Origin of the sequence: Deefgea tanakiae (genome assembly GCF_019665765.1) — a bacterium.
Taxonomy (GTDB): domain Bacteria; phylum Pseudomonadota; class Gammaproteobacteria; order Burkholderiales; family Chitinibacteraceae; genus Deefgea; species Deefgea tanakiae.
On record NZ_CP081150.1, the window covers coordinates 542474 to 568641 of the forward strand.

At 46.5% G+C, this 26168-nt stretch carries 28 protein-coding genes; 18 read left to right on the plus strand and 10 right to left on the minus strand.

The features are described 5' to 3' along the window. Nucleotides 1-4: 4 nt before the first annotated feature. The 6 genes from wecB to K4H28_RS02580 are packed head-to-tail and all read left to right on the plus strand — an operon-like array spanning nt 5 to nt 6679. Nucleotides 5-1135, plus strand: a complete 1131-nt coding sequence (wecB, locus tag K4H28_RS02555; RefSeq protein ID WP_221006797.1) for a non-hydrolyzing UDP-N-acetylglucosamine 2-epimerase — start codon at nt 5-7, stop codon at nt 1133-1135. Further along, complete coding sequence (locus K4H28_RS02560; protein ID WP_221006798.1) at nt 1120-2367, plus strand: glycosyltransferase family 4 protein; 1248 nt, start codon at nt 1120-1122, stop codon at nt 2365-2367. Before wecB ends, K4H28_RS02560 begins: the two co-directional genes overlap by 16 nt. 9 nt (nt 2368-2376) lie before the next feature. After that, nucleotides 2377-2970, plus strand: coding sequence for a sugar transferase (locus K4H28_RS02565; RefSeq protein ID WP_221006799.1), 594 nt, complete (start codon nt 2377-2379; stop codon nt 2968-2970). Then, nucleotides 2967-3602, plus strand: coding sequence for an acetyltransferase (locus K4H28_RS02570; protein ID WP_221006800.1), 636 nt, complete (start codon nt 2967-2969; stop codon nt 3600-3602). The genes K4H28_RS02565 and K4H28_RS02570 overlap by 4 nt, the downstream gene beginning before the upstream one ends. After that, nucleotides 3596-4771, plus strand: a complete 1176-nt coding sequence (locus K4H28_RS02575) for a DegT/DnrJ/EryC1/StrS family aminotransferase (RefSeq protein WP_221006802.1) — start codon at nt 3596-3598, stop codon at nt 4769-4771. Before K4H28_RS02570 ends, K4H28_RS02575 begins: the two co-directional genes overlap by 7 nt. A 15-nt stretch (nt 4772-4786) precedes the next feature. Further along, nucleotides 4787-6679, plus strand: coding sequence for a polysaccharide biosynthesis protein (locus K4H28_RS02580; RefSeq protein ID WP_221006803.1), 1893 nt, complete (start codon nt 4787-4789; stop codon nt 6677-6679). A gap of 103 nt (nt 6680-6782) precedes the next feature. Here the strand turns inward: K4H28_RS02580 and K4H28_RS16695 are convergent, their stop codons facing one another. Then, complete coding sequence (locus tag K4H28_RS16695; RefSeq protein WP_255573596.1) at nt 6783-6917, minus strand: hypothetical protein; 135 nt, start codon at nt 6915-6917, stop codon at nt 6783-6785. 424 nt (nt 6918-7341) lie between these two features. Between K4H28_RS16695 and K4H28_RS02585 the strand changes: the two genes are divergently transcribed. Next, nucleotides 7342-7980 (plus strand): prepilin-type N-terminal cleavage/methylation domain-containing protein, encoded by a 639-nt coding sequence (locus tag K4H28_RS02585; protein ID WP_221006804.1) that lies wholly within the window; start codon nt 7342-7344, stop codon nt 7978-7980. 154 nt (nt 7981-8134) lie between these two features. Here K4H28_RS02585 and hda read toward each other — a convergent pair whose 3' ends face one another. Beyond that, nucleotides 8135-8800, minus strand: a complete 666-nt coding sequence (hda, locus tag K4H28_RS02590; protein ID WP_221006806.1) for a DnaA regulatory inactivator Hda — start codon at nt 8798-8800, stop codon at nt 8135-8137. Between the two features lie 223 nt (nt 8801-9023). On the opposite strand from hda, the gene purM reads away from it, so the two are divergent. From purM to K4H28_RS02615, 5 genes are all read left to right on the plus strand, one after another. Further along, the gene (gene purM / locus K4H28_RS02595; protein WP_221006808.1) at nt 9024-10061 is read left to right on the plus strand and encodes a phosphoribosylformylglycinamidine cyclo-ligase; all 1038 of its coding nucleotides are present in this window, start codon (nt 9024-9026) and stop codon (nt 10059-10061) included. Nucleotides 10062-10205: 144 nt separating this feature from the next. Next, nucleotides 10206-10844, plus strand: a complete 639-nt coding sequence (purN, locus tag K4H28_RS02600; protein ID WP_221006811.1) for a phosphoribosylglycinamide formyltransferase — start codon at nt 10206-10208, stop codon at nt 10842-10844. Between the two features lie 4 nt (nt 10845-10848). After that, nucleotides 10849-12021, plus strand: coding sequence for a DUF3108 domain-containing protein (locus tag K4H28_RS02605; RefSeq protein WP_221006813.1), 1173 nt, complete (start codon nt 10849-10851; stop codon nt 12019-12021). Then, entirely contained in the window at nt 12022-12744 is a 723-nt protein-coding gene (locus K4H28_RS02610; RefSeq protein ID WP_221006815.1) for a DUF3108 domain-containing protein, read from the plus strand. Between the two features lie 10 nt (nt 12745-12754). Then, the gene (locus tag K4H28_RS02615) at nt 12755-14071 is read left to right on the plus strand and encodes an RsmB/NOP family class I SAM-dependent RNA methyltransferase (protein ID WP_221006817.1); all 1317 of its coding nucleotides are present in this window, start codon (nt 12755-12757) and stop codon (nt 14069-14071) included. 79 nt (nt 14072-14150) lie between these two features. Here the strand turns inward: K4H28_RS02615 and K4H28_RS02620 are convergent, their stop codons facing one another. The 7 genes from K4H28_RS02620 to K4H28_RS02650 form a co-directional block, all read right to left on the minus strand. Continuing rightward, complete coding sequence (locus K4H28_RS02620) at nt 14151-14582, minus strand: ClpXP protease specificity-enhancing factor (protein ID WP_221006819.1); 432 nt, start codon at nt 14580-14582, stop codon at nt 14151-14153. Nucleotides 14583-14644: 62 nt separating this feature from the next. Next, nucleotides 14645-15250: a glutathione S-transferase N-terminal domain-containing protein gene (locus K4H28_RS02625; RefSeq protein ID WP_221006821.1), complete on the minus strand. Its 606-nt coding sequence runs from the start codon at nt 15248-15250 to the stop codon at nt 14645-14647. Nucleotides 15251-15401: 151 nt separating this feature from the next. Next, nucleotides 15402-16160: a cytochrome c1 gene (locus tag K4H28_RS02630; protein WP_221006823.1), complete on the minus strand. Its 759-nt coding sequence runs from the start codon at nt 16158-16160 to the stop codon at nt 15402-15404. Between the two features lie 13 nt (nt 16161-16173). Further along, nucleotides 16174-17448 carry a cytochrome b gene (locus tag K4H28_RS02635; RefSeq protein ID WP_221006825.1) on the minus strand — a complete coding sequence of 425 codons (1275 nt, stop codon included), beginning with the start codon at nt 17446-17448 and terminating at the stop codon, nt 16174-16176. A gap of 14 nt (nt 17449-17462) precedes the next feature. Continuing rightward, nucleotides 17463-18044, minus strand: a complete 582-nt coding sequence (petA, locus tag K4H28_RS02640) for a ubiquinol-cytochrome c reductase iron-sulfur subunit (RefSeq protein ID WP_221006827.1) — start codon at nt 18042-18044, stop codon at nt 17463-17465. A 114-nt stretch (nt 18045-18158) separates the two neighbouring features. Further along, a complete protein-coding gene (locus K4H28_RS02645) occupies nt 18159-18638 on the minus strand; it encodes a hypothetical protein (RefSeq protein ID WP_221006829.1) in 480 nt (159 codons plus the stop codon). Further along, nucleotides 18635-19387, minus strand: a complete 753-nt coding sequence (locus tag K4H28_RS02650; protein WP_308443469.1) for a Nif3-like dinuclear metal center hexameric protein — start codon at nt 19385-19387, stop codon at nt 18635-18637. The genes K4H28_RS02645 and K4H28_RS02650 overlap by 4 nt, the downstream gene beginning before the upstream one ends. A gap of 14 nt (nt 19388-19401) precedes the next feature. Between K4H28_RS02650 and K4H28_RS02655 the strand changes: the two genes are divergently transcribed. Next, nucleotides 19402-20559, plus strand: a complete 1158-nt coding sequence (locus K4H28_RS02655) for a Do family serine endopeptidase (protein WP_255573597.1) — start codon at nt 19402-19404, stop codon at nt 20557-20559. 91 nt (nt 20560-20650) lie between these two features. On the opposite strand, the gene K4H28_RS02660 is transcribed toward K4H28_RS02655, so the two are convergent. Continuing rightward, nucleotides 20651-22657: a monovalent cation:proton antiporter family protein gene (locus K4H28_RS02660; protein WP_221006831.1), complete on the minus strand. Its 2007-nt coding sequence runs from the start codon at nt 22655-22657 to the stop codon at nt 20651-20653. Between the two features lie 140 nt (nt 22658-22797). Here K4H28_RS02660 and K4H28_RS02665 point away from each other — a divergent pair, with 140 nt between their 5' ends. The 5 genes from K4H28_RS02665 (at nt 22798) to lptB (ending at nt 26164) form a co-directional block, all read left to right on the plus strand. Next, complete coding sequence (locus K4H28_RS02665) at nt 22798-23790, plus strand: KpsF/GutQ family sugar-phosphate isomerase (RefSeq protein ID WP_221006834.1); 993 nt, start codon at nt 22798-22800, stop codon at nt 23788-23790. Nucleotides 23791-23872: 82 nt separating this feature from the next. Then, nucleotides 23873-24388: a 3-deoxy-manno-octulosonate-8-phosphatase KdsC gene (gene kdsC / locus K4H28_RS02670; protein WP_221006836.1), complete on the plus strand. Its 516-nt coding sequence runs from the start codon at nt 23873-23875 to the stop codon at nt 24386-24388. Between the two features lie 9 nt (nt 24389-24397). Next, on the plus strand, nt 24398-24994 hold the full coding sequence (gene lptC / locus K4H28_RS02675; protein WP_221006838.1) for an LPS export ABC transporter periplasmic protein LptC: 597 nt from the start codon (nt 24398-24400) through the stop codon (nt 24992-24994). After that, nucleotides 24951-25445, plus strand: coding sequence for a lipopolysaccharide transport periplasmic protein LptA (lptA, locus tag K4H28_RS02680; RefSeq protein WP_255573598.1), 495 nt, complete (start codon nt 24951-24953; stop codon nt 25443-25445). The genes lptC and lptA overlap by 44 nt, the downstream gene beginning before the upstream one ends. Beyond that, nucleotides 25442-26164: an LPS export ABC transporter ATP-binding protein gene (gene lptB, locus K4H28_RS02685; protein ID WP_221006842.1), complete on the plus strand. Its 723-nt coding sequence runs from the start codon at nt 25442-25444 to the stop codon at nt 26162-26164. Before lptA ends, lptB begins: the two co-directional genes overlap by 4 nt. Nucleotides 26165-26168: the final 4 nt, after the last annotated feature.

Consider the following 26168-nt stretch of genomic DNA (forward strand, 5'->3'; position numbering starts at 1 on the left):
TTAAATGAAAAAGCTAAAAGTAGCAACAGTGGTTGGTACTCGTCCAGAAATTATCCGTTTATCGCGTGTTTTGGCTAAATTGGATCAATATTGCGACCATACCTTGATTCATACTGGGCAAAATTATGATTACGAGTTAAATCAAATTTTCTTTGATGATTTAGGTGTGCGCAAACCAGATTTCTTCCTCAATGCTGCTGGAAAAAATGCAGCAGAAACAATTGGGCAAGTGATTATTGCTGTTGATGGCGCATTAGAGAAAATTAATCCTGATGCAATGTTGGTGCTGGGCGATACCAATAGCTGTTTAGCTGCAATTCCAGCCAAGCGTCGGAAAATCCCAATTTTCCATATGGAAGCTGGAAATCGCTGTTTTGATCAGCGTGTTCCAGAAGAAACTAATCGAAAAATTGTTGATCACACCGCTGATATCAATATGACGTACAGCGATATTGCACGCGAATATTTGTTGCGTGAAGGTTTGCCTGCGGATCGTATTATTAAAACCGGCAGTCCAATGTGTGAAGTGTTGACGCATTATCGCGAAGGCATTGATGCTTCAGATGCATTGAGCCGCCTAGGCTTGACTGCTGGCAATTATTTTGTTGTTAGTGCACACCGTGAAGAAAATATTGATTCTGATATTAACTTAGCAAAGTTAGCTGAGACTTTAAATGGCGTCGCAGAGAAATATAATGAGCCTGTTATTGTTTCTACTCATCCAAGAACTCAGAAACGAATTGATGCCAAAGGTATTCAATTCCACCCTATGGTGCAGTTGCTAAAACCATTGGGGTTTAAAGACTACGTCCGCTTGCAACGCGATGCACGCGCTGTCTTATCAGATAGCGGAACGATATCGGAAGAGTCTTCCATATTGAATTTCCCCGCAGTGAATATTCGCGAAGCGCACGAACGTCCTGAAGCAATGGAAGAAGCATCAGTGATGATGACTGGGCTTGATATTGATAGAGTATTACAAGCATTGGAAATCTTGGCTGATCAACCAAGAGCAGATATTCGCTTGTTAAGACCCGTTGCTGATTATTCAATGCCTAATGTTTCTGATAAGGTTGTTCGAATTATTCATAGTTATACCGACTATGTAAATCGGGTTGTGTGGAAGAAAAGTTAAGGGCTGCTGTGCGAATACTAATAATTACTCAATGGTTTGATCCTGAACCGACTTTTAAAGGCTTGGTATTTGCGCGTGCCCTGCAAGCAAAAGGGCATGAGGTTGAAGTAATAACCGGTTTTCCAAATTATCCGGGGGGTAAAATTTATCTAGGGTATCGGATTAAATGGCGGCAGGTCGAGATTATTGATGGTGTTCGCATTAACCGTGTTCCCTTATATCCAAGTCACGATGGCTCTGCATTAAAGCGCGTTTTTAATTATGCAAGTTTTGCAATGAGCTCATGTTTGTATGGAATTTTTGGTGTTCGCAAGCCTGATATTGTTTATGTCTATCATCCTCCACTAACTGTTGGCTTGTCGGCATCAATTGTGTCGCTGTTTCGGCGAGTTCCATTTATTTATGATATTCAGGATTTATGGCCAGATACACTGGCTGCGACAGGAATGGTTAATAATAAGAGGGCTTTATCGATTGTTTCGACCCTTTGTAGTTTTGTATATAAATCAGCTACAAAGTTAGTCGTTCTTTCACCGGGTTTTAAGCTTAAATTAGTTGAACGTGGTGTTCCAGCTCAGAAAATAGAGGTAATTTACAATTGGTGTGATGAGCAGGCTTTGCAGAATATAGTTACATGTGATTCGCATGAACTTGCATCAAATGGACGATTTAATGTGGTTTTCGCAGGAAATATGGGCAAGGCGCAAGGCTTGGATACTGTATTGGATGCAGCAAAGCTAATATCATCGACTGCACCGCAAGTACTGATGGTGATGGTTGGCGGTGGGCTTGAAGTTGTTCGGCTCAGGAAGCGCGCAGAAGATGAGAAAATTTCCAACATTTTGTTTCTGCCGCAAATGCCAATGAGTCAAATTGGCCGAGTTTTGTCGGCAGCAGACGTTTTGTTGGTTCACCTGAAAGATGATCCATTATTTTCTATTACGGTCCCTTCTAAAACTCAAGCCTATTTAGCTGTTGGTAAACCAGTTTTGATGGCTGTTCGAGGTGATGCGGCTGATTTAGTTCGTGAGGCTCAAGCTGGAATATGTGTTAATTCTCAAGATGTTATGGAACTTGCACAGGCTATTTTAGATTTTGCCAATAGTTCAAAGGATGAATTGTCAAAAATGGGATTGAATGGTTCAAATTTTTATCAGAAGAATTTATCCCTAGAAGTAGGTTGTAATAAATTTATTGATGTTTTTAAAAACGTAATTGAGAAGCGTTCCTAGGGTGTGTTGATGAAGCGTTGCTTTGATTTTCTATGTGCATTGTTTGCTATTATTCTTTTATTTCCAGTGATATTATTGATTGCTTTGTTCGTTGCTTTATTACTTGGATGGCCAGTTTTATTTTGTCAAATCCGCCCTGGCTTGTATGGTAAACCTTTTAAGGTTTTTAAATTTAGAACAATGACTAATGCTCGTGACGATCTTGGTGAACTCTTGCCTGACGCTGATCGTTTAACATCTTTTGGCTTATTTTTGCGAAAAAGTAGTTTGGATGAGTTGCCGCAATTATTTAATGTTTTGCTTGGAGATTTAAGCTTAGTTGGTCCGCGTCCATTGCTAATGGAGTATGTGCCTTTTTATTCGGAAGAGCAGGCTCGCCGTCATAATGTAAGGCCTGGTATTACTGGTTGGGCTCAAGTTAATGGTCGTAATGCGATTTCGTGGGATGATAAGTTTAAATTTGATGTTTGGTATGTTGACAATCAGTCAATTTGGCTTGATGTCAAAATTCTTATTCTGACTGTTAAGAAAGTGATTATTCGTGATGGAATTAGTGCGAAAGGGCATGTCACAATTGAACGATTTACAGGAGGTCAGAAATGAGGCGATTGGCCATTCTGGGGGCGAGCGGGCATGGTAAAGTCATTGCCGATGCTGCATTGCTGTCGGGTTGGGATGAAGTTATTTTTTACGATGATGCTTGGCCAGAGAAAGAAATGAATGGCCGCTGGCCGATTGTTGGTAACACAGCGGCTTTACTGATGAGAATATTGCCATTTGATGGCGTTGTTGTCGGGATTGGTAATAACAAGATTAGGCTTGAGAAAACTCAGCAGCTTGCACTGCTTGATTTACCTGTTGTGACAATTGTCCACCCTTCCGCTGTGATTAGTCCTTTTTCAATGATTGGGTATGGCTCTGTAGTGCTTGCCAATTCTGTGGTTCAGGTTGATACGTCTGTTGGTGTGGCTGCATTGATCAATACTTCATCTACGGTTGACCATGATTGTGTGCTGGCAGATGGGGTTCATATTTGCCCAGGTGCTCATCTGGCAGGTGGGGTTCATGTTGGTGAAAAAAGTTGGATTGGTATTGGTTCAAGTATCAAACAGTTGGTGAATATTGGCGCTAATGTCATGATTGGCGCCGGCGCAGTGGTTGTTACCGATATTGTTGATTCTGTCACAGTGGCTGGCGTTCCAGCACGGATTTTATGTAGTGAGAAAAAATGTTAAATAATCAATTAGCGCCTTGGCCCAGTTTTACTGGTGAAGAAGCTGAAGCGGTTCAGCGCGTATTGCTTTCAAATAAAGTCAATTACTGGACTGGTTCCGAATGCCGCGAGTTTGAAAAAGAATTTGCCGTTTGGTCTGAGGCAAAATATGCAGTTGCCTTGTCCAATGGTACTTTAGCGTTGGATGTGGCTTTTAAGGCTCTGGGAATTGGTGCTGACGATGATGTGATCGTCACTTCGCGTACCTTTTTGGCGTCAGCTAGTAGTATCGTGACTGCAGGAGCAAATCCGATTTTTTCAGATGTCGATCTCGATAGTCAAAATATTACGGCTGAAACAATTCGAGCTGTGCTGACGCCCAATACCAAAGCAATTATTTGCGTTCATCTGGCGGGTTGGCCGTGTGAAATGGATGACATCATGGCTTTGGCGCAGGAAAAAGGCTTGTATGTTATTGAAGATTGCGCTCAGGCCCATGGCGCAAAATATAAAGATCGTTCGGTAGGCTCGATTGGGCATATTGCGGCTTGGTCATTTTGTCAGGACAAAATCATGACGACTGGTGGTGAGGGCGGCATGGTCACAACGAATGACGAGCAGCTTTGGCGAAAAATGTGGTCATATAAAGATCATGGCAAATCTTGGGAGGCGGTATATGAGCGTCAGCATCCCCCTGGTTTTCGCTGGGTACACGATTCTTTTGGCACCAATTGGCGCATGATGGAAATGCAGGCCGTGATTGGCCGGATTCAACTTCGCCGTATGGTTGAGTGGACTAACCAACGTCAAGCTAATGCAGAAAGAATTGATCAGATTGCTAGAGACTTTGCTTGCATTCGTCTTCCTGCTATCCCCGCGCATATTCAGCATGCACAATACAAGCATTATTTATTTGTCGAGCCCACTCAATTGAAAGAAGGTTGGTCGCGTGATCGAATTATTGATGCGCTTGCTGACTTGGGTGTGCCTTGCTATCAGGGTTCGTGTTCTGAAGTGTATTTGGAAAAAGCATTTGACGGTACTTCTTGGCGGCCTGCGCAGCGGCTTGAAGTGGCTCGTCAATTAGGCGAAACTAGTTTGATGTTTTTGGTGCACCCAACATTAACTGATACAGATATGGATTTGGTTTGCAATGGCGTACGTGCCGTTTTAAATCAAGCTACGTTGTAGGGCGCTAGTAATTTTATGATTCGTCGTCTTTCATATTTATCTCGTGCGACCAAAAGCCTGATTATTTTGGCTGCTGATTTTGTTTTGCTGCCATTGGCTTTATGGGTTGCGATTGCGCTGCGCTTGGATGATTGGCGTTATCCTGTTCATTTTTCTTGGTGGGTTTTTTTATTACCATCAATTATTGCGGCGCCAATTTTTATCCGATTTGGCTTATACCGCGCAGTCATTCGTTATATTGAAGATAAAGCGGTTTTAACGATTGCAACGGCAGTGAGTTTAGCTGTCATTGCTTTTGTTGCTGCTATTCAATTTTTCCAAATTACCGGTATTCCGCGTGGTTCTTTAGTGATTTTCTGGCTACTGGCAACGGCTATTATTATCGCTAGTCGATTTGGTGCGCGTTCAATTTTGCGTCAATTAGCGCCACTTTCACAGAATAGAAAAAATGTACTGATTTATGGTGCAGGTAGTGCTGGGCGGCAATTGGCGGTGGCACTGCGTACGGGTCAAGAATATGAGCCTGTTGGCTATGTCGATGATTCGTTGCAACAGCAAGGTCTGCAAATTGGCGGACTGAAGGTTATTAGTAATGCCCAAATGTTACAGTGGGTAGAGTCAAAAAAAGTAGATCAAATTTTATTGGCGATACCCTCAGCATCACGCTCAAGGCAGATCGAAATTGTTAATCAGCTTGAGCCTTTGGCGGTCGAAGTTCGTATTTTGCCAGGCATGGCCGACTTGGTCAGTGGTGAGGTACGATTAGCGGACGCCCGTGAAGTTGGGGTCGATGAATTATTGGGTCGTGAGCCGGTTCCACCCAATAAAGAATTACTGGCTCGAAATATTGCAAGTCAAGTCGTAATGGTGACGGGGGCTGGTGGCTCGATTGGTTCTGAGCTTTGCCGTCAGATCATTAAAAACCAGCCTGTCGCATTAGTTTTGTATGAGCTTTCCGAGTTTGCACTCTATTCAATCGAACAGGAGTTAAGCCAAATTATTCGTGAGCAGGGGGTGCAGATTGCAATTCACCCTGTATTAGGCTCGGTGCAAAATGGTATGCGCCTTGCTGCGATTATGGCGCGTTATCATGTTCAGACTGTGTATCACGCTGCAGCGTATAAACATGTTCCTTTGGTTGAATTCAATATTACTGAGGGCATTTTAAATAATGCTTTTGGTACGCGCTCAGCTGCGGCGGCGGCCATCGAAGCGGGGGTTGAGTCTTTTGTATTGATTTCAACCGATAAAGCTGTGCGGCCGACTAATATCATGGGCGCAAGTAAGCGCATGGCTGAATTGGCGCTGCAGGCTTATGCGCTTGATTCATCGGTAAAAACGCGCTTTAGTATGGTTCGGTTTGGTAATGTACTTGGTTCCAGTGGTTCGGTTGTGCCATTGTTTCGCAAGCAGATTGCCGCTGGCGGGCCTGTCAAGGTGACGCATCCTGAGATCAATCGTTTCTTTATGACGATTCCTGAGGCATCACAATTGGTGATTCAAGCTGGTGCAATGGGTGGCAATGGCGAGGTATTTGTGCTGGACATGGGCTCGCCCGTACGAATTGTAGATTTGGCGCGACGTATGGTTCACTTGAGTGGCTACACTGTGCGTGATGAAAAAAATCTAAATGGCGATATCGCAATTGAGTTTTCAGGCTTACGTCCTGGTGAAAAGCTCTACGAGGAATTGCTGATTGGCGACAATGTCAGCGGTACCGAGCATCCTCGGATCATGAAAGCGAATGAGGGCTGTTTAACTTTGGATGAGCTTGAGCAGTCGATTGCAGATTTAAGTGTTGCTTGTGTCTCAAATGATTCACGCAAAATTATCGATGTGCTGCAGCGCTGTGTGTCTGGATTTAAACCTGATCATGATGTACGTGATCATTTATGTGAATTTTCCTAACCCCAAAAATATAGCTTCATTTTTCGGCCTACTCAACCTGCGGGTAGCAAGAATAAATTTAATCGCTTCTTGGGTATTGCCCCTATGCGTTAATAATTAATAGCTAGGGGGTAATACCTAGGGGTTGTGCCGTGTTGAGCTGTTCTTGCTTGTACGCAGTGTCTATCTGCAGATAAATCGGTTTTTTGATGAAGTCAGCCAGTTGCGCTAAGTTGGCTGGCTCTTCGTCGAGGAGCATGTCGATGACCGATGACGACGCTAAAATTCGGTATTCTTTGGCATTGAATTGGCGCGCCTCACGTCAGATTCCCCGCAGTGTCTCATAGCAAATCGATGGTGCAGCTTTGATTTCTCCACGGCAAGTTAGGCAGGGCCCGCTCAGTACGCGGGCGAGTGATTCTCCTTGCGTGCGTTTCCGGCGGCTCTCGAACAGGCCTAGGCTGGTAAAGTTCGAGCCCGTTATTTTAGCGCAGTAATTTTCTAGTACTTTATTTCATTCGCTTTAAATTGCTATTTTATGCTGAACGATGACTTGCTGGCCTTCTGTATTTTGTGGCTGAGGGCGCGAGTTTGCTCCACTGTTTTGTCGAAAATTTGGCGTGCCGCTGATTTCTTGCCTATCTTTGATTACGAAAGTTAAAAATTTGATAGGGGTGGATGAAATGAAGCTGCAACGTGGTTTTACCTTGGTTGAATTGGCGATTGTACTGGTGATTATTGGGCTGATTTTGGGCGCTGCATTTAAAGGAAAGGATTTGATTGATGGGGCGAAGGTCAAAAATATGTCTGCGCAGGTGAATAAAATGCAGGCGGGCTTTAATACCTATTTTGATAAGTACGGTGCTTACCCTGGGGATGCTTGCACTACCGCTGAATCAACGTCTACTACTGTAACGAAGTGTGCTGCAACTACAGGAAGGGACGGGAGCTTGAAGGGGAGTGATGAGCCTGTTGCTGCATTACAGGTGTTGAAAAATACAAATATTTTAACTGATGCTGACATTAAAAGTGTATTTGGCGACGCTTGGTCAATCACCGATGCGACTTCAGCAATTTCAGCTGCTAGGTTGGTGGCTGGGACAAATTATATGGTTGTTGGTGTACCTGCGGCCACGACAAAAGTAGATGTTCGCTTTGTATGCGCACTAGATGCGGCCATTGATGATGGCAACCCAGATGCGGGTATTGTGCGCAGCTCTGCAACGAAAGGTGCAGCCCCCACCGCAGATAATTATCAGAAAGATACTGATTGTTGGGCTGCAACGGGTACTGCGACTTTGGCGGTGCGCGTTTTGCCATAGCGGACAGCTGGATTATGGTGATTTTAAAGCCGACTTCGTGTCGGCTTTATTTTGTGCGCCCGACACTGCGCAATGTGCTTTGAGTTCGCCAAACGGTTTGTTGCGGGTATATTGATCTAGATATTATTAAATAATGGTTACGTCGATATACGTATTATGCTTTGAGTGCTTCACGCAGCAGTGACAGCGTCACGGGGCGTTGTTTTGACAAAGATAAAGTATTAATACTTTCGATTTGCCGGTACAGGCTCGGCAAGTCGCGTTCGGCGTGTCGCATGAGGTAGTCAACAAGTTCTTCGGACAGTTCAAAACCAAGGCTACGTGCGTGGCGTTGCAGCGCGGCGGCTTTGTCGGTGTCGGATAAGGTTTTTAGCTGATAAATCAATCCCCAACCCAAGCGTGTCGTCAGATCAATCCGCAGTGGTAGCAACATCGGTGGTAAATGACCGCTCACCAAAATCCGTCCCGTACCTTCACGCAATGTATTGTAATGATCGAATAATACAATCTGCTGCTCGGCGTCTAAGCTTTCCACATTATCAACAATGAGCGCGGCATCACTCGCTAGTTCTTGCGGCAGCATATTGTCTTGCGCGTTGATCAGATGCACCGTGTGGTGAGTAGCAAGGCGCTCCTGCGCAGCGGCGAGTAGATAACTTTTACCTGCGCCGTGTTCGCCCCACAGATACAAAGCGCGCACCGAAGTGTCGCCGCTGGCCCATTGACCGAGCTGAAAAAGCAGTTCGGCATTTTCTCCGCGTACAAAGTCATCAAAACTTTTGGGTTGCGGGAGCTGTAAATCGAGGACGAGCTGGTTCATTCAGGCTGACCTTGGGGCAAACGATGGCAATTTATGCGTTGAAAACGCATTCTTCCCGATAATGGGGGCAGGCGAAGTGGCAATTTTGATATAAAATGCGTGGTTTGCTGAATGTGACGTCTATTCTAACGCACACGGCGGGTATTTTGACAGCGATGCAACCGTTTCCTTCGCTGCGAAACCCTCCTTCAGCCCAGATCACCTAAGTACGAGGCCCAAATCCATGTCCAAACAAAGTCTGAGTTACCGCGATGCCGGTGTAGATATCGACGCTGGTGACCAGCTCGTTGAGAACATTAAACCGTTTGCTAAACGCACGATGCGCCCTGAAGTGTTGGGTGGTATTGGCGGTTTTGGCGCGCTCGTTGAAATTAGCAAAAAATTCCAAGAGCCAGTTCTGGTTTCCGGCACCGATGGTGTGGGTACAAAATTGAAGTTAGCGTTTGAATTGAATCGCCATGACACCGTCGGTATCGATTTGGTTGGCATGAGCGTGAACGATATTTTGGTTCAAGGCGCTGAGCCACTATTTTTTCTTGATTACTTTGCTTGCGGCAAGCTGGATGTGGATAGCGCGACTGAAGTGATTAAAGGCATTGCCGCAGGTTGCGAGCAAGCTGGTTGCGCATTAACTGGCGGCGAAACGGCTGAAATGCCTGGGATGTACCCGGTTGGCGAATACGATTTGGCTGGGTTTGCTGTAGGCGTCGTTGAAAAAAGCAAAATCATTACTGGCGAAACAATTGCCGCTGGCGATGTGGTGTTGGGCTTGGCTTCAAACGGCGCGCATTCAAATGGCTACTCGCTGATTCGTAAGATTTTGCATCTTGCGGATGCGGATTACGCGGCTGAATTTGATGGTGGCAAGAGCTTGGGTGACGTGGTGATGGCACCGACGCGTATTTACGTGAAGCCTTTGTTGAAATTAATGGCTGAAATGACCGTCAAAGGCATGGCACACATCACTGGCGGCGGTATTACTGAAAACGTACCACGCGTATTGCCAGCTAATGTCGTTGCTCAAATCGATGCAAAAAGCTGGACGATGCCAAAATTGTTCCAATGGCTGCAAGAGCAAGGGAATGTCGCCCCGCAAGAAATGTACAAAACGTTTAACTGTGGCGTGGGCATGGTGGTGATTATGGCTGCTGAAGATGCTGCTGCTGCGACTGCATTACTCGAAGCTGAAGGCGAAACGGTGTATCAACTAGGTACTGTGCGTGCTCGCGTTGGCGAAGAGCATCAAACTCAAGTTGCTTAATTTGCTGTGAATTCAAAAGGGCGAGGCCTCTTGGTCTCGCTTTTTTTATTGTGGTTTTGTTTTTTAGTTGTTGTTGAGTAGGTATATGAATGTGGCTATTGATTGATAATTGCTGCATTCATATACGTCACTCTTTTTGTAAAAATGAAAAAAAATATCGTTATTTTGATTTCAGGTCGTGGCAGCAATATGCAGTCCATCGTGAATGCGCAGATTGCGGGGGCTCATATTACGGCAGTCATTTCTAATCGCCCCGATGCGGCGGGATTGGCTTGGGCTGCGGAGCGTGGGATTACGACTGCGGTGCTGGACCACAAACTATTTGCAGACCGCGCTGCATTTGATGTGGCCTTGGCTGAGCTGATTGATGGTTTTGCGCCTGATCTCGTCGTGTTGGCTGGCTTTATGCGAATTTTGACGGCTGATTTCGTCAATCATTACGTGAATCGTTTGATTAACGTCCATCCCTCGCTATTGCCTGCTTTTATTGGCGTAAATACGCATCAGCGGGCGATTGATGAAGGCGTGAAATTGGCGGGTTGTACGGTGCATTTTGTTACGGCTGAGCTTGATAGCGGGCCAATTATTGCGCAAGCGGCTGTGCCGGTAATGCTCGACGACAGCGCAGAAACTTTAGCGCAGCGCATTTTGGTACAAGAGCATCAACTCTATCCAAAGGTAGTGCAGTGGTTTGTTGCCGACCAATTAAGTGTGGTGGGTAAGCAGGTCCGTGTGACTGCGCCGGCGAGTTCAGACGCTTACTTGCAAGCACCGAGTGCCTAATTTAATGAAGTATTTGCGCTGGTTCATTTGGATTGCTTTGGTCGCATCAATTGTGATGCATCTGGCTACCATTTTGGCCGAGCCAATTTATGCATGGTTCACTCAGCCTGAGTTTTCGCAAACCGAACTGAAAAAAACTGATCGCAAGTTGGATGAGCAAAGTTTGGATGAGGACGAAAAACCAGCTGAGTTAGCTAATGTGAAACCCGCTGAAAAGCAGATGGTGTATTTGCAGCCCATCGCGCCCAAGATTGCAGTTGAAAAACCCATAGTTAAGACTAAACAGGTCGCCAGCGCGGCTAAGTCTAAATCTGTGCTGATTGACGCGGTGGGTAAAGAATCTGCATCTGCAGTAGCGACTCAATCAATAACTGCGAGCGAGGTGCAGGTTGCCTCCGCGTTGACCCATGCACGCGAAGTCGTTGCGAGTGCACCTGTGCAGGTTAATGTAGCAACAGCCTCTGCAGTGCAAGCGTCGCGGGTGGCGACGCAAATTGATACGGAAGCGAGTAAGCGGTTTCCGCGTGTGGTAGAGATCGGCTATTACTGGACTGTATTTGATGCCCGCATGACGTGGAAGATAGAAAAAGATCGTTATGCTTTGCAGCTCAAAGCCAATCCTGCTGGCCGGCACATTCTCTATTTGAGTGAAGGTGAAATCAATGCGCGCAATGGTGTGAAGCCGCTGCGCTTTGCTGATTTGAGTCCTGGTGTTGATAAAGCGCCGAAAAATGAAGCGGTTTTTGATTGGGGCAATGATACGGCACGTATCGGGCCACCCAATAATCAGAAAATAGAGCCTATCGAACCTGGTGATCAAGATTTACTCTCCGCTGCGCTTCATTTGGCCTTTATGGGAAGCAAGCATCCGAGTTATGAGATGGCGTTGTTTAGTGGGAGAAAACGCTACCCGAATGCGGTTTTTGAGCTAAAAGGTGAAGCGACTTTAACTTTGGGTACGACCAAAGTGGATGCGGTATTGATGCGCGCGAAGTGGGATGATAGGCAGGTCGATTTTTGGCTGGCACCACAGTGGAATAATTTGCCGGTGAAAATGAGTATTAATTTAGGCAAAGATGGCGGTAGTTTTGAGGTATTGGCCAAAGAGGTTTCACTTGATGGGCGAAAGGTGCTGGAATGGATTGCGCCGCGTGACCAACAGCAGCGTAGGCCTTAAATGAAAGCACTCTTGGGTTTTGTGTTGTGCTGCTTTGCAGTGTGTTCGTTGGCTGCGCCGCGAACCGTTAAACCTGTCATCGCGTCTTATCCGAAAAAAGTAGAAATTTCCTATTTTTTGAGTATTTTTAATGCGAAGATGACGTGGGAAATCACGCCTGAGCATTATGCTTTGCAATTGACCACGCAGCCATTAGGCCGAAAAATGACTTGGCTGAGCGAAGGCCGGATTGAGAAAGAGGTTGTTGTGCCGCTACGCTTTGCTGAGTTTCGCAATGACACGACGACGCCTAGAAATGTCTCGCAGTTTGATTGGGTGAAGGGCTTGGCGACTTTGGGTTCGCCTGATTCAGATCGCACCGAAGCCATTCAAATGGGAGACCAAGATTTATTATCGGCCGCTTTGCAATTTGCATTGCAGCCCAAGCAAGGCAAAAAATTTGCCTTGTTCAATGGCCGTAAACGTTATGCCGATGTTGAGTTTGTGATTAAAGCGCAAAATAAACTCAAGATCGGTGATCAAGAAATCGAAACGGTGGTGCTCTCTGCGCAATGGGAGGATAGGCAAGTGGAGTATTGGCTTGCTCCCCGTTGGCACCATATCCCCGTTCGTATGATTTTTACTTTGGGTAAAGACGGTGTGTTTGATGTATCTGCCAATGAAATCATTATTGATGGCAAAACCGTTCTAAATCGCCCTAATCCGAATATTCAAACAAGATAAGAGACTTAATATGACGCCGATTCAACTTTCTGCCACGCTCGATGTGCTTAATTCCGCACTCGGTTTTAATGCGCCCGCTGATGCGGTGGTATCACGTCACTTCCGTGAAAACAAAAATCTGGGACCAAAAGATCGCGCGGTGGTTGCTGAAACGGTATTCAGCGTTTTGCGTCATTTGCCGCAACTTGATTGGTTGGCGGGCGGTGAAGAAGGCAACAAGATGCCAAGCACACGTGATTTATTGTTGGCTTACTTTACCCGTATCAAGCACTTAAATTTACGCGAATTGCCTGCCGTGTTTGGTGATAATGACAAAGAACGTGCAGCTGGTATGAAGGGTATGGCATTGCGTGATGCGCCATTAAATGTGCGCGCAGCATTACCCCAGTGGGCGGTAGAAGCTTTATTGGCAGAAGGTAAAACCGAAGAGCAGATTTTAGAGCTAGGCCAATCGATGTTGCAATCAGCGCCGCTTGATTTGCGCGTGAATGGTATTAAAGCCAAACGTGATGCGGTCGCTGCGGAATTGAAAGCGGTAGGTGATATCAATACGACGCTAACGCCATTTTCACCATGGGGTTTGCGCGTAGAAGGCAAGCCTGCGATCAATAAATACAAAGCGTTTTTGGAAGGTCGCGTTGAAGTGCAAGACGAAGGCAGTCAGTTGCTGGGGCTTTTGTGTGGCGCGAAACGGGGTCAGATGGTCGCTGATTTTTGCGCTGGAGCAGGTGGCAAGACCCTGCTGCTCGGTGCCATGATGCAAAACACGGGGCGTTTGTATGCGTTTGATATTTCTGAAAAACGCTTGTCGAATTTGAAACCTCGTTTGGCGCGTTCAGGCCTCTCGAATGTTCATCCGCAATTGATTGCGAGCGAGTCCGATCAAAAAATTAAGCGTCTTGCTGGCAAGATGGATGTGGTTTTGGTCGATGCGCCTTGTTCAGGCATGGGCACTTTGCGCCGCAATCCGGATTTGAAAGCCCGTCAAACGCCACAAAGCGTCTCAGAACTGAATGCAAAACAAATCGCTATTTTGAATTCAGCATCGCGGATGGTGAAGCAGGGCGGTCGTTTGGTTTATGCGACCTGCAGCTTTTTGTCCAGTGAAAATGAAGCAATTGTAACGGCATTCTTGGCTACACATCCTGAATTCAAATTGTTGGATGCGCGAGAGATATTGAAAAAAGAACGCGTTGAGATTGAATTGGCAAATGAATATTTGCAATTGACACCACATCAACATCAAACCGACGCTTTCTTTGCTGCGGTGCTGGAGCGTTCGGTGCCTGTGGCAGCTGCTGTAGAAGACTCGGTCGATGCAGAATAAGCATTTCTAGAAACCACGTTACTAGCTGTAGAATCAAAAAGACCCGCTGATAGAGCGGGTCTTTTTTATCGTAATCGTTTTACTTCACAACGCGTAATGTGGGTTTCCCTGTAGGCCGTGGTGGTGGCTCTTGTGGGCCATCACCATCCGCTTGGCTCTCTGGAGAACTTTCAGGAGCGCCATCAGCATCACCCAAAGTATCTTCATATTCAAAGCCCATACCTTCGCCATTTTCTCGTGAGAAAATAGAAATGACTGCGCCAACGGGAATCACAATATCGCGCGAAACACCATTAAAGCGGGCAGAGAAAGTAATGAAATCATTTGCAATCAATAGGTTACGGCAGGCGCTATAACTGGTATTGAGGACGATCTCACCATTTTTGACATATTCCATCGGTACTTGCATTTTGCCGCGAACAGCAACGACCAAATAAGGTGTAAAACCTTGGTCAGAGCACCATTCATGGATGGCACGAAGTAGGTAAGGCTTGGTAGATACGGTTTGCATAATGTTCTCCGTGAGGATTGGGGCGTGAGGTGGGGCAAGCTGCCTCACACCTCTTCACAGCATTACTTGCGCATTGCTTTTTCGTTGGCCGTCAATGAATCAATGAATGCTTCACGGCTAAACAAGCGTTCTGCATATTTCATTACTGGCGCCAAGCCTTTAGTTACTTCGATGCCGTAATGCTCAAAGCGCCATAGCAAAGGTGCAATTGCCACATCTAGCATAGAGAATTCTTCACCCAAAATGAATTTTTGTTTGGTAAAGAGTGGGGCGATTTGCGTCAAATTGTCGCGAATTGTGATGCGAGCCGTTTCGAGTGCTTTTTTCGTTGCACTGCTGTCTTCAAGCGTTTTAACGTGAATGAATAATTCACGTTCCAAGTTGAATAGCATCAAGCGTGCGCGAGCGCGCATGACTGGATCGGCTGGCATCAATTGTGGATGTGGAAAGCGCTCATCGATGTATTCATTGATAATGTTTGATTCATACAATTGCAGTTCGCGTTCGACGAGAACAGGAACTTCGTTGTAAGGGTTCATGATAGCGAGATCTTCTGGCTTGCTGTGAATATCCACGTCAAGGATCTCGAAATCCATTCCTTTTTCAAATAGCACAATGCGGCAGCGATGGCTAAATGGGCAAGATGTGCCAGAATATAATTTCATCATGATGGATATACCTATCGACTTTTTAGAATGAATGGGATTTTACTATTTTTGCAGCGCAATATCTAGGGTTTGTCCGATAAGTGATTGTTATGAAACAGAAAAATGGCAATAAAAAAGGGCGGAGATCCGCCCTTTTTTATTGCGCTACTGATTAGTGAATATCTTTCCAATATTCTTTTTTCAGCAGGTAAGTTAGTGGTACCAAAATAAACAAGAGGAACAAGACCACGGCATAGCCGATTTGCTCACGTTTGACTTGGGCAGGTTCAGACATATACGTCATGTAATTGACCAAATCAGCAACGCGAAGGTCGTACTCACTATTGTCAAAACCACCGCTGTCAGTACCACGGGTCAATAAACCCGGTTTCACTAACTTCAGCTTTTGCACATCGTGGCCACCTTCTTTTTTGGTTTCCAGAATTTGTTCACCTTGAAGTTCCCACAGTACGTGTGGCATACCTACTTTATCAAATACCAGATTGTTCCAGCCGGTAGGGCGGGTGTCATCACGGTAGAAGGTGCGTAGATAGGTGTAAAGCCAGTCTGAACCGCGTGAACGAGCAATCAAAGACAAGTCGGGTGGTGTTGCACCAAACCATGTTTTGCCGTCTTTTGCATCCATCGCCACTTTCATTGGGTTGCCCACTTTGTCAGTGGTGAACATCAAATTATTTTTGATTTGATCTTCAGTTAAGCCAATATCAGTGAGTCGGTTGTAGCGCATAGCGACTGCACCATGGCACGACAAGCAATAGTTCACGAATGTTTGCGCGCCGCGTTGCAAGCTTTCTGCATTACGCAAATCAATTGGCGCTTTATCTAAATGAACATTGCCACCAGCTGCAAAGCTTGCAATTGAAGTGCTTGCTAACAGTGCAAATAACAATGAATTGATCATTTTTTTCATATATTTCTCCCCATCACTTCATCGTTACGCGGTCAGGAACCGGTTTCGTTTTATCGATCTTGGTATACCAAGGCATCAAAATGAAGAAAAGGAAGTAAATAATCGACAGCACGCGTGACAAGAATGTACCCATATCCGTTGGTGCTTGAGTGCCCAAATAACCTAGCCCTAAGAAAGAAATCACAAAGAGGGTTAAAGCTGTTTTGTAAATCGGGCCGCGGTAACGAATCGATTTAACTGGTGAGCGGTCAAGCCAAGGTAGTGCGCCGATGATTAAGGTTGCAGCGCCCATTGCCAACACCCCCCACACTTGCATACCAAAGAATGATGGTACAGCACGCAAAATGGCGTAAAACGGAGTGAAGTACCAAACAGGTGCAATGTGCGCTGGTGTTTTAAGTGCATCTGCTGGGTCAAAGTTCGGTTTTTCTAGGAAGTAACCGCCCATTTCTGGCATAAAGAACAAGATCGAAGTAAATACCACCAAGAACACCGAAACGCCAAAAATGTCTTTTACTGTGTAGTATGGGTGGAATGGGATGCCATCGAGTGGAATGCCCGTTTTCGAATCTTTGTTTTTCTTGATTTCAACGCCGTCTGGGTTGTTTGAGCCAACTTCGTGCAATGCAACTAAGTGGGCTACTACCAAGGCGAGTAGCACCAATGGAACAGCGATCACGTGCAAGGCAAAGAAGCGGTTCAAGGTCGCATCAGATACCACGAAGTCACCACGAATCAATTCAGCTAAGTCAGGACCAATCACTGGCACAGAAGCAAACAAGTTAACGATAACCTGCGCACCCCAGAATGACATTTGTCCCCATGGTAATAAGTATCCCAAGAAAGCTTCAGCCATTAGGCACAAGAAAATCATTGTGCCAAAGATCCAGATCAATTCGCGCGGTTTTTGGTATGAACCATAAATCAAGCCACGGAACATATGCAGGTAGACGACAACGAAGAACATCGATGCGCCCGTTGAATGCATATATCGAATCACCCAGCCACCTGCCACATCACGCATGATGTATTCAACAGATGCAAAAGCGACAGAAATATTGGTACCCGGAATCAAATTGCCATCCGGTTTGTAGTTCATCGTGAGGAAAATGCCGGTGACGATTTGGATAACCAAAACCATCATGGCTAATGAACCAAAAAAATACCAAAAGTTAAAGTTTTTTGGTGCGTAATATTCGGAAATGTGTGCTTTCCAAGTTGATGTGAGCGGAAAACGCTCATCAACCCAGCCGAGTACTTTTTCGGGAACTTGCTCTAGTTTGCTCATGTCCTCTCCCTTTATTAAGATTCACCTACCAACAACATCGTGTCAGATAGGTATTTGTGTTCTGGGATAATCAAGTTGGTTGGCGCAGGAACGCCTGCAAATACACGACCAGCCAGATCGAATTTGGAACCATGACATGGGCAGTAGAAACCACCGACCCAATCCGCACCGAGATCTGCCGGAGCTAGATCGGGACGGAAGGTTGGCGAACAGCCCAAATGCGTACAGACGCCTTCGGCAATCCAAATTTCTGGCTTGATCGAGCGTGTCGCGTTTTTTGCGTATTCAGGTTGATGAGCAACGCTTGACGTTGGATCAGCCAATTTGGGGTCATTTTTAGGCAGCAGTGAAAGCATCTCAGGGGTGCGTTTAACGACCCAAACTGGTTTACCACGCCATTCAACCGTGATTTTTTGACCCGGTTCTAGTTTGCTGATATCCACTTCTACGGATGCACCGGCGGCTTTTGCACGCTCGGATGGGAAAAAGCTAGCGATAAACGGCCCAGCAATCCCCGCTACTGCAGCGCCACCGGCTGCACTAGTGGCGATTAATAAAAATCGCCGTTTACTATTATCTACTTGTTGGTCACTCATAACCCAATCCCTGATTGACTGAACGTAATATCTTCAAAGTATGAAATTCTACCTGAAAGAAGGGCGGAACTTAAAGCTGCTTCACTCGTCTGAAGCGGCATTTTGAAAAAATAGTTAAGGTTTGCCTGAAATTTTTGCATAAGACGCCAATTCTTCGGTCAATTTGTCACTCACGGCTGCCGTAATTTCTTGAACCTTTTCTTGTTGACTGCCCGGGTTGGTAATCTGATAGACCCTTGCCGTGACTCGCCATCCGCTCTCGGTCTGGTTTAATACATATGACATTCGTGCTTCAGTGGGCGACTTCGTATTACTCATCATCATCATGAATTCAAGACGTAAAGTACTTTTGCTGCGAATTTTCATGCCTTTGCTAGTGCGGTAGCGAATGATGTCTTCCGTGATGGCTTTACTGCTGCGCGATTGAATGATGATGCTAGGCGCTGTTTGATTGGCCGCAGCGGGTGTTGGTTCTACTGGTTTGGTGCTGGGTGCCGCAGGATTGCTGCTACAAGCGCTGAGCCCACATGCAATTGCAATACAAAAAATGGCTACTGCTCTTTGCAAAGCGTGGTTTGATTTTTGAGTCTTCATACTGGGTTGTCCAGATCTAAGTGTGTGTGCTGTAGCGAAAATTCGCTGGCTAAATGCTGGCCAAGTGCCGCAATTCCATATCGTTCTGTTGCATGGTGACCCGCCGCAATAAAGCCAACTCCAGTTTCATTGGCTAGGTGCGTCACAAATTCAGAGGCCTCTCCAGTAATGAAACAATCAACATCAAGATTTGCTACTTCATGGAAATAACTTTGAGCTCCGCCTGTGCACCACGCGACTTTTCGTACCACTCGATCAGCTTGACCAATCGCTAGAGGTTCGCGATTCAGCGAAATGCCAATGTGTCGCGAAAAAGTATCAAACGACATCGGGACTGGTAATTCACCCATCCAGACTAATTCTTGATCCCCGCAGCGTCCTGTTGGAATTAAGCCTAATTTTTTTGCTAGTTGTGCGTTATTGCCGAGCTCTTCGTGAGCATCTAAAGGCAGGTGATAGCCAAATAGATTTAAATCGGCTCTCAATAAGGCAGCAATTCGCTGTTTTTTTGTGCGTACAATGGGCAAGTTTTCACTTTTCCAAAAAAAACCGTGATGCACCAAAAGTGCATCCGCTTTGAGATCGATGGCCGCCTCAATGAGTGCAAGCGATGCAGTTACCCCTGTGACAATGTGTTGAATGTCTTGGCGCCCTTCGACTTGTAAGCCATTTGGTGCATAATCTTTAAATCGCGCAACAGATAATAGTTGTGCAAGATGATTTTCTAATTCTTGACGTTGTATAGGCATAAGAGATCTGCAAAATGATGAAAAAACTTTGGCTGATTTTCGCACAAACCGCCACGATCGGTTTAGCCATCTGGTTTTTAGTAACGGTATTTAAACCAGAGCTGCGCCCAGCGCCGCAACCTCAGGTCGTTACTGTTACAAAAGAAGCGCCTGTGACTGCCAGTGCGGTGCAAGCTGATTTATCGTACCGTGATGCGGCAAAGCGTGCTAAGCCAGCGGTCGTGAATATTTTTACGTCTCAAGCGGTGAAGCAAAATCGCCGGATGCCGCTCAATGATCCACAGTTTAAGCGTTTCTTTGGTGAGCGCGATGGCGACTCAGAAGGTGGTGCAAAAACCTCAAGTTTAGGTTCGGGTGTTTTGGTTTCTGTCGAAGGCTACATCGTCACCAATAATCACGTTGTTGAATCTGCCGATGAAATTCAAGTTGCACTAGCGGATGGCCGCCGTGCGATGGCGCGCTTAATTGGTAGTGATCCTGAAACTGATTTGGCCGTGATTAAGATCGACTTACCCGATTTACCGGCGCTTCAATTTGCTAATTTGGAACAAATTGCGATTGGTGATGTGGTTTTGGCGATTGGTAATCCGTTTGGGGTTGGGCAAACGGTGACAATGGGTATTATTTCGGCCTTGGGTCGCAGTGAGTTAGGCATTAATACCTTTGAGAACTTTATTCAGACCGATGCGGCGATTAACCCTGGTAACTCCGGTGGTGCTTTGGTGGATACACAAGGTAATTTACTGGGGATCAATACCGCGATTTACTCTAAAACGGGTGGCTCGCTCGGGATTGGTTTTGCTATACCTGCTACGACCGTGAAGCAAGTGATGGAGGCCATTATTAAAGATGGCAGTATGACGCGGGGCTGGTTGGGTATCGAAGTACAGGATGTGTCTCCTGAAATGGCGAACTCATTGCAACTCGAGTCAAGTAAGGGCGCTTTAATTGCGGGTGTGGTACGTAATGGTCCTGCTGCTCGATCAGGTATTCGTCCTGGTGATGTGCTGGTACAAATCGATGGTAAAGAAGTCACTAACTCTTCGCAGATGCTCGATCTGATCTCTGCACTACCGCCTGAGCGTGTCACGCCGATGGTGGTGATGCGGCAAGGTAGTGCGATGCAAATCGAAGCCACTGTGGGTAAGCGTCCAAAGTTTGATCGACGTTAACGGTGAATGATACAAAAAAAGGAGCTTCGGCTCCTTTTTTTATGTATCTGCTTGAGTGCCTTTATTTATAAGTTCTTCATGGTGATACTGATTACTTTCCTTGCAGAATGAGCATTTCAGCTGCGGCTAAGTTTTCTTGTTCGCCTAACAGAACTAATACATCGCCAGTACTAAGTTGAAAGTCTTGCTCAGGTTGAAATGGTGGCGTGTTACGGCGGCGGATGCTGCGAATTTCGACTTGCAATTTGTCGAGTTTGAGCTCCGCAATCGTGTAGCCAATTGCATGGGCATTTTGAGTTAACTGCAGCGTATGAAGACGTGGCTGTTGACGATCCCCTTCGTCGGTATCGTCATTCAGTCCTCGGTAAAAGCCACGAATCAATTGATAGCGTGTCTCACGTACATCGCGAATACGGCGCAGTACTTTATTGAGTGGCACACCCAGCAGCATCATCGTGTGCGAAGCGAGCATCAGGCTGCCTTCCATGATTTCTGAAACGACTTCTGCGGCACCTGCGTTTTTGAGTAAATCAATGTCGCTATCATCTTGGGTGCGCACGATGACGGGTATTTCTGGGCGCAATTGATGAGCCAGTTCCAATATTTTCATTGCAGAATGGGTATCAGAATACGTGACGATAATGGCGCGGGCTCGCATCAGTCCGGCCGCAATTAGCACTTCGCGTTTGGCCGCATCGCCATATACCACCGACTCACCCGCGCTGGCTGCTTCGCGAACCTTTTCTGGGTCAAGGTCGAGGGCAAAAAAATGTATGTCTTCTTGGCTCAAAATCCGTGCTAAAGATTGCCCGCTGCGACCAAACCCACACAAAATCACATGGCCATTAGCGGCCATGCTGCGCACGGCAATATTGTGTAAATTGGCGGCCAAGCTCATCCACTCGGAACTGGCTAATCGTAATACGAGTTTGTCAGAGTGTTGAATCAGGAAGGGCGTCAGCAACATCGACAGAATCACGCCCGCGGTTGTTGCTTGTAAAATCGGGCTGGGTACGAGCCCGCCTTGGGCGATCAATGCCAATAAGACAAAGGCAAACTCGCCGCCTTGGCCTAGTGCAAAACCGGTACGCAAAGAGCTGCCCGGTGTGCTACCAAATAGCTTTGCTAAGCCAGCAATGACACCTATCTTGACAGGACCAAGGAGCAGTAAGCTCAGTAGCACCATACCCCATTCTGAAATGAGGATGCTGAAGTTCAGGTTCATCCCGACAGTCACAAAAAACAGACCGAGTAATAAATCGCGGAAAGGGCGAATGTCATCTTCGACTTGGTAACGGTATTCTGTTTCTGCAATAAGCATCCCTGCCAAAAATGCGCCTAAAGCCAGTGATAACCCTGCTGCTTCGGTGAGCCAAGCCGTTCCGAGTGTGACCAATAAAATATTGATCATGAATAGTTCGCTCGCGTGTTGTTTCGCCACCAAGTTAAACCAAGGGCGCATTATTTTTTGCCCTAAGGAGAGCAGAACCACGAGGACAAAGACAATTTTGATTGAGGCTAAAAAGAGGGCGAATAGCAGTTGATCGACTTGTAAATTAATCAGGGGAATCGTGACGCTACCATCGGGTAAACTTAATGCTGGAATGATGATGAGAAAGGGTACAACTGCCAAATCTTGGAACAATAAAATACCAATTGCATTTTGGCCGTGCGGCGCGTTGAGTTCGCCGCGATCAGATAAGAGCTTTGAGACCATCGCCGTTGAAGACATCGCCGCAGCGGCGCCCAGCACTAAACCCGCTTTCCAATCTAATCCAGCCAGCATTACGGCGGCGGCAATAAAGACCAGAACGGCGCCAACTTGAGCGGCACCCAAACCAAATACGATGCGCTTCATTGCATTGAGTTTGGCGAGGTTAAATTCTAGCCCGAGCGTAAACATTAAAAACACAATGCCGTATTCTGCTAGATGGCTGGCTTCGTCACTCGATTGAATAAACCCAAGCGCATACGGCCCAATTAGCATGCCCACAAGCAAGTAGCCCAACATCGCTGGAAGCTTGAATTTTCGGCATACCACGACGGTGATAACGGCTGCGGCAAGGAGAAGAACAAAAGAGTGCAGATTGATGGGCATAGTGTGCATTAGGGTGGCATGTTTTTTGATTATAGCTGAGCCAGTGTAAATTCTGACATGTTGATTATGCACTTGGCGCTGTCATCTACTCGCAAGGTCTTTTATACTGCGCGCTGGATTGGCTAGGAAATGATCTCCTTATGAACGCAATTGAGGCGGGAATTGAATTGGAATGGTCGGCGAGCCAAGTTGCGCGTCGTGTCATGCAAATCGAAGCAGCTGCGATTTCAGCCGTTGCCGCACGTTTGGATGGGCAGTTTGACCAGGCTTGCCAGCTCATGTTGGCCTGTCGAGGTCGTGTCATCATTATGGGCATGGGCAAATCAGGCCATGTCGCACGCAAAATCGCGGCCACGATGGCGAGTACCGGAACACCAGCGTTTTTTGTGCATCCGGGCGAAGCTGCGCATGGCGACTTGGGCATGATTACGTCGACTGATGTGGTGTTGGCGCTGTCTAATTCTGGTGAAAGCGATGAATTAGTTGCTTTGCTGCCTAGCCTAAAGCGTTTGGGCTTGCCGATTGTCGCGATGACGGGGAATACCAAATCGACGCTGGCTTTGGAGTCGAGCGTACATTTAGACGTGGCGGTGGCTGAAGAGGCCTGCCCACTCAATTTAGCTCCGACAGCCAGTACCACGGTGGCTTTGGCGCTGGGTGATGCGTTGGCAGTGGCTTTATTGGAAGCGAGGGGTTTTCAGGCGGAAGACTTCGCTTTATCACATCCGGGTGGCACTTTAGGGCGACGCTTATTGGTCCATGTGCGTGACTTAATGCATCACGGTGAGCGTTTACCGGTGGTTAGAGACGATGTGCCATTGCGAGATGCGCTGCTTGAAATTAGCCGGAAAGGCTTAGGGATGACGGCAGTGGTCAATACAGCGGGAGAGTTGGTCGGTGTCTACACGGACGGTGATTTACGCCGGACTTTAGACCGCGATATTGACATCCGCGCTACCCCAGTCAGTGCCGTGATGACGCCAAACCCTGCTACTATTGAGGCTTCGCGCCTTGCTGCGGAAGCGGTGCAAGTGATGGAGTCGCGGCGGATTAATGGTTTGTTAGTTCAAGATCAGGGTCGTTTAGTCGGTGCTTTGAATATGCATGACTTATTACGGGCAAGAGTTGTCTAGTTGGGTATGTCTCGCTGCGTATCGATGATCAAGGTGTATATTCAAATACCTAATAATTTTACGATTATAAGAAGGAAGCTCAATGCTTGAGCAAGCAAAGCAAGTTAGATTGATGATTTTCGACGTTGACGGTGTGATGACCGATGGGCGTTTGTACTTCAATGATGCTGGTGAAGAATTAAAAGCATTTAATTCTTTGGATGGCCATGGCTTAAAGATGTTGCAGCAAAGTGGTGTGAAATTAGCCATTATTACTGGCCGCACATCAAATTTGGTTCTGCATCGCGCGCGTAATTTGGGTATTGAATATGTTTACCAAGGCGCGCACGATAAACGTGCTTCTTTTGAAGAACTCATTCGTGAAGTGGGCGTGACCGCTGAAGAATGCGGTTATATGGGGGATGACGTGATCGATTTGCCTGTCATGCGCCATGTGGCTTTTGCTGCTGCTGTTCCTGATTCTCCTGCCATAGTGCGCCAATATGCACACTATGTGACGGGCAGCCAAGGTGGCGCAGGTGCGGTGCGTGAAGTGTGCGAATTAATTATGCAGTCGCAAAATACGCTCGAAGCCGCTTTGGCTCCGTATCTCAGCTAGGGGAGTGCTTTGCGCAGTCTAACTACTTGGGTGCTGCCCTTGTTGCTTTTAGTGATTGTTGGCAGCTTGATCTGGGTGTTGAGCCGTGTGGCGACTAATTTGGCCTTGCCTAACCGGGTTGATTTAAATGCGCCGGATCTCATTGCCAACGAAGGTACTTTGGTGCGCTTTGATGAAGCCGGTTTAAAGCGTTCACACCTTGTTGCGAGTCGGGTCACCCATGTTCCCGCAGAAGATACGATGCTATTTGAAGCGCCGGTTTTAACGCAAACTCAGGTCGGCAAGCCAACGATTGTCGTGGTCGGTACGCGAGCACGCTCGATCCATAAAGCCTCTGAAACTTGGTTTTATGAAGCAACGCAATTGCGCCGCGCGCCTTATGCTAATAATGCAGAATTGATTATTGATGGTCGTGATATTTGGATTGACGGTAATGCTGAAATAGCCAAGTCAGAACAATTTGTCACCGCAAAAATGGGGCAAAGCCACGCTGAAGCGGTCGGCTTTGTTGCTAACAATCAATTAGAAACCCTAGAACTTAAATCTAAAGTAAAGATGACCTATGTGCCGACACCTCGCCCTGCCGCTCCTCGCGCTAATCCTTAGTTCACCTTCATTCGCCGAAACGGCTGATCGTGAAAAACCGATGAATATCGTTGCAGATCATTGTCTTGCCGAGCAAAAAACACAGCAAACAGTGTGTACTGGCAATGTGATTGTCACCCAAGGCACGATGGTGATGCGGGCAGATAAAGTGACCATGCGCCAAGATGCTGAAGGCAAACAATTTGCTAAAGGCGAAGGCCGTCCTGTCCGCTTTAAGCAAAAACTAGACAGTGGCGAGACGCTCGATGCTGAATCTCTAAGATTTGATTATGACGAATTGAAAGGCGAAATGGTGCTGATTGATAAAGCATGGGTGAAAAAAGGCCAAGACATCGTGATGGGCGACACGATTAACTACAATTTAAATACTGAGTTTTACCAAGCGCAAAGTAAACCAGGTAATCGCGTGAACATTACGATCAATCCGAAAAAGAAAGACGCCGCCAAATGAGTGTGTTGAAAGCGCAGCATTTACAAAAGTCGTATAAAAAACGCACCGTGGTGCGCGATGTGTCGATTGAAGTCGCCAGTGGCGAGGTTGTCGGTTTATTGGGGCCGAATGGCGCGGGTAAAACGACCAGCTTTTATATGATTGTCGGCTTAGTACGGATGGATGCGGGCACCATTGAATTAGATGGTGTCGATGTGAGCCAACAGCCGATTCACAAGCGTGCGCGGCTTGGTTTGGGTTATTTACCACAAGAAGCTTCGATTTTTCGCAAAATGACGGTCGCGGAAAACATACAAGCGGTGCTTGAGTTGCACTACAAGACGAAAGAAGAAATCAATACCCGCTTAGATGAGCTGCTGCACGATTTGCACATTGGGCATTTGCGTGAAAGTGGTGCGATGAGTTTGTCGGGTGGTGAGCGCCGCCGCGTAGAAATCGCGCGTGCCTTGGCGTCCAACCCACAGTTTATTTTGCTCGATGAGCCTTTTGCTGGCGTTGACCCGATTGCGGTGATTGATATTCAACGCATCATTGGCTTTCTTAAAGGTCGTGGAATCGGTGTTTTGATTACCGATCACAATGTGCGTGAAACGCTCGGTATTTGTGATCGCGCCTATATCATTTCTGAAGGTGCAGTGATTGCCGCTGGAAAACCCACAGAAATCGTCAATAATGAAGATGTTCGCCAAGTGTATTTGGGTGAACATTTTAAAATGTAGTGAT